We start from the raw sequence: 10,617 nt of genomic DNA, 5'->3' as shown, positions 1-10,617 counted from the left end.
CACGAAAGACTCCATCAGGCCCTGGGCTATACGCCTCCGGCCTCCGTTTATGGCCTTTGAGTGATTCATCCTTCGGGTTGAGGATACTTCTCGGGGGGTGTTGTGTCAAGGGTTCGGCAAAGCCCTCGCTACACTCGCCCTTGACACAACACCCCCGGAGAAGGAAAAATAAAGCAGGATGAATCACTCCAAAAAATGTGAACTGTCCACTAACTGCCTCCAATGAGCATCCTCACGCTCTATTAGTCAGTATCTGTTTTTCAGATTCTGACCCACCTTAAAAATTTTAAATTTGTGTCTTGACGATGGGGTCCACCTTAAAACCTTGGAACGCGTTGCAAGGCAGGATGCCTCTGAACGTAATGCCGTTGAAGGCAAATTTGGCGAAGGCAAGCGAAAGTATGGGCTGGGACTTATTCGAGCACGCCTTCAGGAGACCAGCGAAACAGTAGTAGCCCTTCAATTCCTCATACTAAATCTGGAGCGCAAGCTCAGGGTTCTTTTTTGAAATTTTTACACAACACTATTTTATATTTTGATAATCGGAATTTGGCTTGTATCTGACCAAATTTGATTCGTTCAGCAAGCCCTAAATACAGCTTTATTCCGAATAAAAACACCAATAGTGCAGAGCCGGAGTTTATTTATTCCATTCGGGCATTATGACCCAGTCGATGAGCATATCCGTCCTCCACCTCATGGATACGCAGGACAAAGGAATGTGTGGACCCCGATCCTGGGAGACATAGGAGGGTGAGCGACCGTGAGTTGTGTGGAGATTTTATGAAAGGTTATACCTTTTCGTTTACCAAATATATCCAATTTTGTTGTTAGGATGGACCTTATCCTGCAAGAAAGTTCTGCTTATATCTATTTAGAGGTGTGACAACGATTAGGTGTAAATCAAATACCTATGAAATTTGGAGAATATGCGAGTAAATGAGAGATAATTGAACTTTATTGAAGGAGGAGAGTTATGGAGTTCATTGCACATATTCGTGAAAGCGACCAGAAGGTACAAACAGTTGAAGAACATTTATTGGCAGCGAAAGATTTGGCTGAAACTTATGGCGAAAAGATTGGTGTAAAGCACATAACCGGGCTTGCTGCACTACTTCACGATTTAGGGAAATATACACACGCATTCCGCAATTATATTTTGGAAGCGGTAAACAACCCTGATCGCCCGCCGAAAAGAGGGAGTGTAGACCATTCTACTGCCGGAGGGAAGCTTTTGTACAGCATGTTCCATTCAGGAAAAACCAGTCCTCATAAAGCATTGTTAGCTGAAATGGTGGGCAATGCAATCATTTCTCACCATTCCTATTTGCAGGATTTTATCAGCCCGGAAATGGAACTAAAGTACTTAAATAGAGTTGAAAGTAAGGAAATTGACGAATTTGAAACGGCAAAGAAAAACTTTTTTGAAAAAGTGATGAGCCCATCAAGCTTTTCTGATTATGTGAATCAGGCCGAAATTGAATTAAAGCACTTTATTATGAAAGATGCATCAAAACCGCTTGCGCATAAGATGATGTTTTTAACGAAATATATTTTCAGTGCGCTAATTGATGCTGACCGGACGAACACCAGATTGTTTGAGGAAAACAGACCGGAAATAGAGCATACTCCAGTTGCAAAGTTGTTTAATCAATACTATGAAAAACTGTTACTTACTTTAGACAGTTTTAAGGAAAATTCGAGCGCTAATGCCCGTATCAACCGATTAAGATCCGGGATGTCCGAGCAATGCGATGCTTTTGCCGAGAAACCGTCCGGTATTTATACGCTTTCGATCCCGACAGGAGGAGGAAAAACTTTTGCCAGCCTGCGATACGCATTAAAGCATGCCCAACTTTATAACAAAAAGCGTATCATTTATGTCGTGCCTTTTACGACAATTATCGAACAAAATGCTGAGGAAGTGCGGAAAGTTTTGCAGGACGATGTAAATATTCTTGAACATCATTCAAACGTCGTCGAAGATGCTGATGAGAATGATGAACAACAGGACGGAATTATGAGTGCGCAGCAACGGCTGAAACTGGCAAGGGATAATTGGGATGCTCCAATCATTTTTACCACAATGGTGCAGTTTTTAAATGTCTTTTATGCGAAGGGAAGCAGAAATATTAGACGCCTTCATAATATGAGTGAAGCGGTGCTAATCTTTGATGAAGTGCAAAAAGTGCCGGTTCCTTGCATTTCCTTATTTAATGAAGCACTAAACTTTTTAAAAACATATTGCCATTCCAGCATTCTTCTTTGTACGGCAACCCAGCCGGCATTAAATTATGTTGAACATCAATTGCAGGTCAGCCCAAATTCGGAGATTATCCGCGATCTGGAAAACGTATTAGACGCCTTTAAGAGAGTTGAAATTGTTGACAGGGCAACTGATGAATCATTCAACACCGAAAAGCTTGCCGGCTTTATTGAGGAAAGAATGACAGAGGTTTCCAGTGTACTGGTGATATTGAATACCAAGCGTGTTGTAAAAGAATTATATAATCATTTAAATTCTAACGATAATACCCATATTTTCCATTTAAGTACATCTATGTGTGCAGCCCACCGCAATCAAATTTTGGAAGAGGTAAGGCACTGCCTGAATACCGGTAAAAAAGTAATATGTGTCAGTACCCAATTAATTGAGGCGGGTGTCGACGTGAGCTTCGATTGTGTCATCCGTTCCTTAGCCGGCCTGGATTCGATTGCACAGGCGGCCGGGCGTTGCAATCGGCACGGAGAGAAAGAGACCGGTTTTGTGTATGTGATCAACCATGAAGAAGAAAATCTAAGCAGGCTCCCGGAAATAAAAAAAGGCAAAGAGATTTCAAAGCGAATTTTTATCGATTTAAAAAATAATCCGTCTATCCATAATGGAAATGTTCTGTCTACCCAAGCAATGGAAAAATATTTTAAAGAGTTTTATACAGAACTTAATACCCGTTTGGATTACGATGTTCCGTCTCTTCAGAGTAATATGGTGGAAATGTTAACAGCTGACCCCAACCACTATAGTTATGCGAGGGCGTATCGCAGTAATACGAAGAAGGAATTTCCGTTGTTCTTAAGCAGCAGTTTTTATACAGCTGCAGAAAAATTCCGTGTGATAGATGATAAGACTACTTCTGTTATTGTTCCTTTTGGGAAGGGGAAAGACGTGATAGCCGAATTAAGCAGCAAAGTAACCATTGAAGATCTCGGCAAACTCATGAAAAAAGCACAGCAGTACACGATCAATCTTTACAGTCAGGAACTACAAAAGCTTGAGCAAAATGGCGGAATCATAGGTTTGTTTGACGGTAAAGTATTGGCTCTCAAGGAAGGTGCATATGATCATGAATTTGGATTGAATGTGGAGAATGACAGCGAATTGGATTTTTTGTCAATTTAAAAACCTATCATAACAGATAGGTTTTTAAATCATATAATATATATTTCAATCCGCGCTTTACCAGCGACTATATTATCATAACACAAAAAGGGAAAGAAAAATTTTTTCATATAATATATAATTAATTATTGACTTAAAAAAAGGCACATTGTATACTGAATTTATCAAAACAGCCAAAAAATGAGAGGAGGGGAAAAATGAGGAATTCTATTGAATTTGAGGTATATGGCAAATATGCTTTGTTTACTGATCCGTTGACAAAAATGGGAGGTGAAAAATTATCCTACCAAATACCGACCTACCAAGCGCTAAAGGGGATAGTCGAATCGATCTACTGGAAACCTACTATTCTAATGATAATTGATGATTTGCGTGTGATGAATCCTATCAAGATGGAGTCTAAGGGTGTCAGGCCGATTGAATACAACGGCGGCAATACACTGGCAAATTACACATATTTGCGTGATGTGCGTTACAAAGTGAGGGCTCATTTCATCTTTAACCCACACAGGCCGGATTTGGCATTTGATCGTAACGAACATAAGCATCATAATATTCTGAAACGATCCTTGAAAGCTGGCGGAAGAAGAGACATTTTCCTTGGCGCCCGGGAGTGCCAGGGTTATGTGGAACCCTGTGTATTCGAGGAAGGTGAGGGTTACTATGACCAAACAGAAGAAGTGTATTTTGGAACAATGGTTCACGGCATAAATTATCCAGATGAAACCGGCCGTAATGAAATGGAAGTCAGATTGTGGAACCCTGTTATGAAAAATGGTGTAATCCATTTTATCCGGCCGGACGAATGTAAACTGGTGAGAAGAGTTGCAGAAATGGAAATGAAAGCCTTTACTAAAGAAAATGTGAAACCTGCCGATGAACTTTTAAAAGAGTTTGAGGGGGAGGGGAATCGTGAGTGAGCTGGTTACTAAATTTATATGAGACTTATCAAGCGAATGAAGAGCAGGTCGGGAAAATTGAAAAGAAAAGAAATGATCAGGAGTACACGCTTCTTCCGGTTTCACATACCACACAAACTGCACATTTAGAAGTGCAGGTAACGGAGGATGGAAATTTTTATTATGCGGAGGTAATTAATGATAAAAAGGATGCGGTTACATTAATCCCGTGCACAGAAGAATCATCCAGCCGTGCCGGTAAAAAAATAGCTCCTTACCCATTGCATGATAAATTGATTTATGTAGCCGGCGACTTTGTGGCTTATGGAGGAAAAATAGAAGAGCCTTTCTCTTATTATATTCAACAATTAGGTGAGTGGGCAAATTCTCCGTTTAGTAATGCGAAAGTGCAGAGTATCTATGCATATTTAAAAAAGAAACAGTTAATCCACGATCTTGTAGAAGCGGGAATTTTGTTTTTGGATAACAACGGGCAGTTAATTGATAAATGGGACAGTAAGTATGGTGATAAGCCTCCATTATATTCAACAGTTACAGGGAGTGTTGAGAGCGCTTTTGTAAGGTTTACTGTTTATTCGCCCGAAAAAATCCTGACCAAAGTATGGAAAGATTCGGAAATGTACGAATCATTTATAAAATTTTACAATCAACATTTAAGTGACCGGGATCTTTGTTATGTAACGGGTGAATTTTTGCCAAGCACAGAAAGGCATGCTAATAAAATCAGAAATTCCGGAGATAAAGCTAAACTGATATCTGCGAACGACTCAAGCGGGTTTACGTACAGAGGAAGATTTACTGAAAGCAAACAAGTGGCAAGTATTAGTTATAAAGCATCGCAAAAAGCACATAATGCGCTGAAATGGTTGATCAACAGGCAGGGAAAAATAATCGATAACAGAGTATTTCTTGTATGGGAAAACGGCGGAAATGAAGTTCCATCTGTTACCGAAGATTCATATGACATTACCAGTCTTGATCCTTTTGCAAATGGGAGCAATCCAAAAATAGCTTTTACAAACCAGGAATTTGCACGTGAATTTTCTAAGGCAATGGATGGATATAAAAGTAATCTTTCGACTGAAGCCAGTATTAATATTCTGGTTTTAGACTCGGCAACAACTGGAAGAATGGCTGTCCTTTATTATCGAAATTTAAATAAAGAGATTTATTTTAAAAATTTAGTAAAATGGCATACAACTTGTGCCTGGCTCCACCGTTATCGAAAAAATGAGGACAACCAACCGATTTCATTTTTCGGTGCACCTTCGACAAAAGATATCGCGTTCGCAGCGTATGGTCCAAATGCAAGTGATAAAGTTGTAAAGGGCTTAATGGAAAGAATGCTTCCGTGTATTGTGGAAGGGAGAAGAATCCCAACAGATATTGTCAGAAGTGCCCTTCGGCGTGCATCTAATCCGGTCGCTTTGGAAAAATGGGAATGGGAAAAAATATTAAGCATTGCTTGTGCACTGATTAATAAAGAGGAGGGATATAATTTGGCACTTGATAAAGAAAATAACAACCGCGATTATTTATTCGGAAGGCTGCTGGCCATTGCGGATGTATTCGAACGAAATGCTTTGGATTCCGGCGAAAATCGTGCTACCAATGCCATCCGATATATGAATGCATTTTCACAGCATCCTGCACGCACTTGGGGAACGATCCAGGCCAGTTTGCAGCCCTATCAAGTCCGGCTGGGGAAAAAAGGGACGTACTACGCCATGTTAATAGATGAAGTCGCTTCTAAACTTAAATATGAAGATTTTAATGACAGGCCTTTATCGGGTAAGTTTTTGCTTGGCTTTTATAGCCAGCGCTATGATTTATATCAGAAGAAAGATACCAGTACTGTTGGACAAACTAAAGAATAAAAGATTGAGAGGGGACTAATTATGCCAGCTTTAGATCATAAGATTGATTTTGCCGTTGTGTTGTCTGTTACAAAAGCTAATCCCAATGGAGATCCGTTGAACGGAAACCGCCCGCGCCAAAATTATGATGGTTACGGGGAAATTTCTGATGTTGCGATTAAACGTAAAATCAGAAACCGCCTTCAAGACATGGGCGAGTCAATTTTTGTGCAATCAAACGATCGAAAAAATGATTCGTACAACAGTTTAAAAGAACGGGCGGATGCGAATCCGGAATTGAATAAGATTTTTAAGTCTAAAGACGGATCAGGTGAATCTTTTGCTGCGATCGCGTGCCAAGAGTGGATTGATGTCCGCAGTTTCGGCCAAGTATTTGCTTTTAAAGGATCCGGCAATAAAGGTGTATCTGTAGGGGTAAGAGGCCCTGTTTCAATCCATACTGCTACCAGTGTATCTCCAATTGATATTACAAGCATGCAAATTACTAAAAGTGTAAACTCTGAGCCTGGCAAAGACCGGGGTTCCGACACTATGGGGATGAAACACCGCGTAGACTTTGGTGTCTATGTATTTTATGGAAGTATCAATCCACAGTTGGCCGAAAAAACAGGATTTTCAAATGAGGATGCCGAAAAAATCAAGCAGGCCTTAGTCACATTATTTGAAAATGATGCTTCTTCTGCACGTCCTGAAGGGAGCATGGAAGTCAAAAAAGTATATTGGTGGGAACACCAGTCCAAATTGGGCCAGTATTCGTCGGCGAAAGTGCATCGGTCATTAGCGGTTACACCACTTGTGGATAATCCTAAAACATTTGAGGACTATGAGATTACTTTAAATGAACTAAACGGTTTAAAGGTTGACGTCATCGATGGCATTTGATGAAGATGAATACCTGATGTTGTCGGGCATCCAACATTTTCAATTTTGTAAGCGGCAATGGGCATTGATTCATATAGAGCAAGCGTGGGAAGAAAATGTAAGAACGGTTGAGGGGCAAAATATCCATCAAAAAACGGATAGCCCCTTTATCCGTGAAAAGCGTGGCAGTAAATTAATTGTCCGGGCAATGCCAATTAAATCAAATGAATTGAAGTTGACGGGAATATGTGATGTTGTTGAATTTGTGAAGGATAAGAATGGCGTTGAAATTTATGGGAATGAAGGAAAATATATTCCTTATCCGGTTGAATACAAACGCGGCAAACCGAAAAAGAATGATTCGGATATTTTACAGCTTGTTGCGCAGGCGATGTGTCTTGAGGAAATGCTTCTATGTGAGGTTAACAAGGGCTATATTTTTTATAACGAAATCAAACGCCGGATTGAAATTCCGATAACCTTGGATGAAAAAAATAAAGTTAGAAAGATTGCTGCTGAGATGCAAGATTACTATCAACGCCGTTATACGCCAAAAGTAAAAACCGGCCCCTTCTGCAACCAATGTTCCCTCCAGAATATTTGTTTGCCGAATATCATTCGTAAACGTGCTGTTTCCAGTTATATAGAAGGGAAGATAAATGAGTGAAAAAACTCCTGAACACTTTATTTATTACGCAGCCGGAAGTTTATTTATCCTTGGATGGAGACAATATTGTGCTTTTAAAAGAGAAGGAACAATTGGGGCGACTGCCACTGCACAATTTGGAATCGGTCGTTGCTTTTGGCTATACAGGGGCCAGCCCTGCCTTAATGGGGTATTGCGCCGAAAGGAATATTTCTCTCATTTTCTTTACAATGAATGGCCGCTTTCTTGCCAGAGTAATTGGTAAAAGCAGGGGAAATGTTGTTTTGCGAAAAAAACAATACCGTATCTCAGATGATGAAATCGCTTCGGTTCAAATTGCCAGGAATTTTATTATCGGGAAGATATACAACCAAAAATGGATTCTTGAAAGAATGACAAGAGATTATCCGTTGCGTATTGATGTTACGCAATTTAAGGATGTTTCCCGGTTTTTATCCGCCATTATCAAACAGGTCAGACTATGCGATAGTTTAGAAACATTGAGGGGGTTAGAAGGACAGGCTGCCATCAATTACAATAAATTATTTGACCAAATGATTCTACAGCAAAAAGATGATTTTTTCTTTCATCACCGTTCACGCCGGCCGCCTTTGGATAACGTGAACGCCATGTTGTCCTTTGCTTATACATTACTGGCAAATGACACAGCTTCCGCACTGGAAGGAGTAGGTCTTGATGCCTATGTTGGATTTATGCACCAAGACAGACCGGGCAGGGTTTCACTTGCTCTGGACTTAATGGAAGAATTAAGAGGTGTGTATGCGGACCGTTTTGTACTTTCATTAATCAATACCAAGGTAATCAATAAAGATGATTTTTTAAAAAAGGAAAATGGAACCGTCATTATGACAGATGAAGCAAGAAAAAAGTTTCTAAAAGCCTGGCAAAATAAAAAACAGGAAAAGATTACTCATCCGTTTCTTGGAGAAAAGATTTCATGGGGACTGGTTCCCCATGCACAAGCTCTGTTGTTGGCCCGGTTTTTAAGAGGAGATTTAGATGAGTATCCTCCTTTTCTGTGGAAGTAGGTGGAAAATTTTGCTTGTTGTCATTACTTATGATGTGAGTACTTTGACCGGAGCAGGGCAGAAGAGGTTAAGAAAAGTAGCGAAAGTTTGTCAAAACTATGGCCAGCGTGTCCAGAATTCCGTTTTTGAGTGTTTCGTTGATGCAACACAATTTGCCTCTTTGAAGATTGAACTGTCTAATATTATTGACCCAGATGAAGATAGCCTGAGATTTTATCAGTTGGGAAACAACTATAAAAATAAAGTAATGCATATCGGGGCAAAACCATCTTTGGATTTAGAAGACCCCTTGATCTTTTAGTGCGAAGGTGTAGTGCACACGATTTTCCCGTGTGTTCGCACCAATATGCTAACCAATATTTTACATATATTGGTTAAATGTGGAAAAATAGTCCTTTGTTTATCAGAGGAAATGGCGAAATTTGGTTGTTTTAAAAACGTACATTCGCCTTTTTGACCAAATTCCGCTGTCGCTCCCTACATGGGGGCGTGGATTGAAATTTGTAATCTCGTATGTGCCTATTAACTATACGAGGTCGCTCCCTACATGGGGGCGTGGATTGAAATGCAAACTTGCGGCTTACAAGGCAAAGGAAAATGAGTCGCTCCCTACATGGGGGCGTGGATTGAAATCACCCATTCGCTTGCAATCCATCCCATGCCTGCTGTCGCTCCCTACATGGGGGCGTGGATTGAAATTGATCTAAAAGTACAAGTCCAAACGGGCGCTTTGTCGCTCCCTACATGGGGGCGTGGATTGAAATGTCTCCCTTATAAAAATTTTTCGGCCAGGCTAATGTCGCTCCCTACATGGGGGCGTGGATTGAAATAATCCACGCATTTTGAGGATGCGATACCTTTAAGTCGCTCCCTACATGGGGGCGTGGATTGAAATGGACAAGGGATAGCTTACTTGCTATCTCGATTGTGTCGCTCCCTACATGGGGGCGTGGATTGAAATCAGACTCCCGAATATCGGACATCATCGGCCGTTGTCGCTCCCTACATGGGGGCGTGGATTGAAATTATGCGCAGCTGGCCGGTTTCGACCGCCTGCATTGTCGCTCCCTACATGGGGGCGTGGATTGAAATCGTAACATACACCCGGCGCCCGTCCTGCCCTTCATGTCGCTCCCTACATGGGGGCGTGGATTGAAATTGGAAAGCCAACATTTTATCAACCGGAAAGTTACGTCGCTCCCTACATGGGGGCGTGGATTGAAATCTTGATCTATTATGCAGCCATCACTGGAAAAATATGTCGCTCCCTACATGGGGGCGTGGATTGAAATCATTCTCCTTTCGTACTTATTTTACGAACCCCTGTCGCTCCCTACATGGGGGCGTGGATTGAAATAGCTCCGCATGCTTTTAATGTGTCGCCTTCCACGGTCGCTCCCTACATGGGGGCGTGGATTGAAATCATCATGTTGAATTAACCGGATATATGGCAAATCGTCGCTCCCTACATGGGGGCGTGGATTGAAATTAGCGGCCTTTCTAGTGATGCATGGGCATTTGCGTCGCTCCCTACATGGGGGCGTGGATTGAAATTTGCAAAGTGGAACGATACATACAAAGAAACAGGGTCGCTCCCTACATGGGGGCGTGGATTGAAATAGGATGGTGAGCTGACAATTATAGCGGCTAGGCCGTCGCTCCCTACATGGGGGCGTGGATTGAAATGCACGATCCAGCAGGTGCTGAAAAAATTTGAAGTCGCTCCCTACATGGGGGCGTGGATTGAAATCATCATGTTGAATTAACCGGATATATGGCAAATCGTCGCTCCCTACATGGGGGCGTGGATTGAAATAGCTATTAGGGAGGTGAAAATATGGCGTTATTGGTCGCTCCCTACATG

The 10,617-nt window shown here is 41.3% G+C and carries 7 protein-coding genes, 1 pseudogene and 1 CRISPR repeat array; all 8 genes and pseudogenes read left to right on the top strand.

Annotation, left to right across the window (positions count from 1 at the left end):
- Window positions 1–328: 328 nt before the first annotated feature.
- Window positions 329–508 (top strand): annotated as a pseudogene (locus tag P9687_RS06435) (transposase); the annotation flags it as partial.
- A 468-nt stretch (window positions 509–976) separates the two neighbouring features.
- Complete coding sequence (gene cas3, locus P9687_RS06430) at window positions 977–3,400, top strand: CRISPR-associated helicase Cas3' (RefSeq protein ID WP_328228651.1); 2,424 nt, start codon at window positions 977–979, stop codon at window positions 3,398–3,400.
- A gap of 197 nt (window positions 3,401–3,597) precedes the next feature.
- Complete coding sequence (gene cas5c / locus P9687_RS06425; protein ID WP_168985565.1) at window positions 3,598–4,320, top strand: type I-C CRISPR-associated protein Cas5c; 723 nt, start codon at window positions 3,598–3,600, stop codon at window positions 4,318–4,320.
- Window positions 4,317–6,197, top strand: a complete 1,881-nt coding sequence (cas8c, locus tag P9687_RS06420; RefSeq protein ID WP_328228650.1) for a type I-C CRISPR-associated protein Cas8c/Csd1 — start codon at window positions 4,317–4,319, stop codon at window positions 6,195–6,197. The genes cas5c and cas8c overlap by 4 nt, the downstream gene beginning before the upstream one ends.
- Before the next feature lie 21 nt (window positions 6,198–6,218).
- Window positions 6,219–7,079 (top strand): type I-C CRISPR-associated protein Cas7/Csd2, encoded by an 861-nt coding sequence (gene cas7c, locus P9687_RS06415; RefSeq protein ID WP_168985563.1) that lies wholly within the window; start codon window positions 6,219–6,221, stop codon window positions 7,077–7,079.
- The gene (cas4, locus tag P9687_RS06410) at window positions 7,069–7,725 is read left to right on the top strand and encodes a CRISPR-associated protein Cas4 (RefSeq protein ID WP_026684593.1); all 657 of its coding nucleotides are present in this window, start codon (window positions 7,069–7,071) and stop codon (window positions 7,723–7,725) included. Before cas7c ends, cas4 begins: the two co-directional genes overlap by 11 nt.
- Entirely contained in the window at window positions 7,722–8,753 is a 1,032-nt protein-coding gene (gene cas1c, locus P9687_RS06405; protein WP_026684594.1) for a type I-C CRISPR-associated endonuclease Cas1c, read from the top strand. The genes cas4 and cas1c overlap by 4 nt, the downstream gene beginning before the upstream one ends.
- Window positions 8,754–8,763: 10 nt before the next feature.
- Window positions 8,764–9,054 carry a CRISPR-associated endonuclease Cas2 gene (gene cas2, locus P9687_RS06400; RefSeq protein WP_026684595.1) on the top strand — a complete coding sequence of 97 codons (291 nt, stop codon included), beginning with the start codon at window positions 8,764–8,766 and terminating at the stop codon, window positions 9,052–9,054.
- A gap of 168 nt (window positions 9,055–9,222) precedes the next feature.
- A CRISPR array of direct repeats spans window positions 9,223–10,569; the repeat unit is 32 nt; unit sequence GTCGCTCCCTACATGGGGGCGTGGATTGAAAT.
- Between the last annotated feature and the right edge of the window lie 48 nt (window positions 10,570–10,617).

This window comes from Weizmannia sp. CD-2023, assembly GCF_036225245.1.
In the GTDB taxonomy this organism is placed as follows: Bacteria; Bacillota; Bacilli; order Bacillales; family Bacillaceae_C; genus Weizmannia; species Weizmannia faecalis.
Note: the sequence above shows the minus strand (reverse complement) of the source record. Positions and strands in the feature narration are given on the sequence as shown.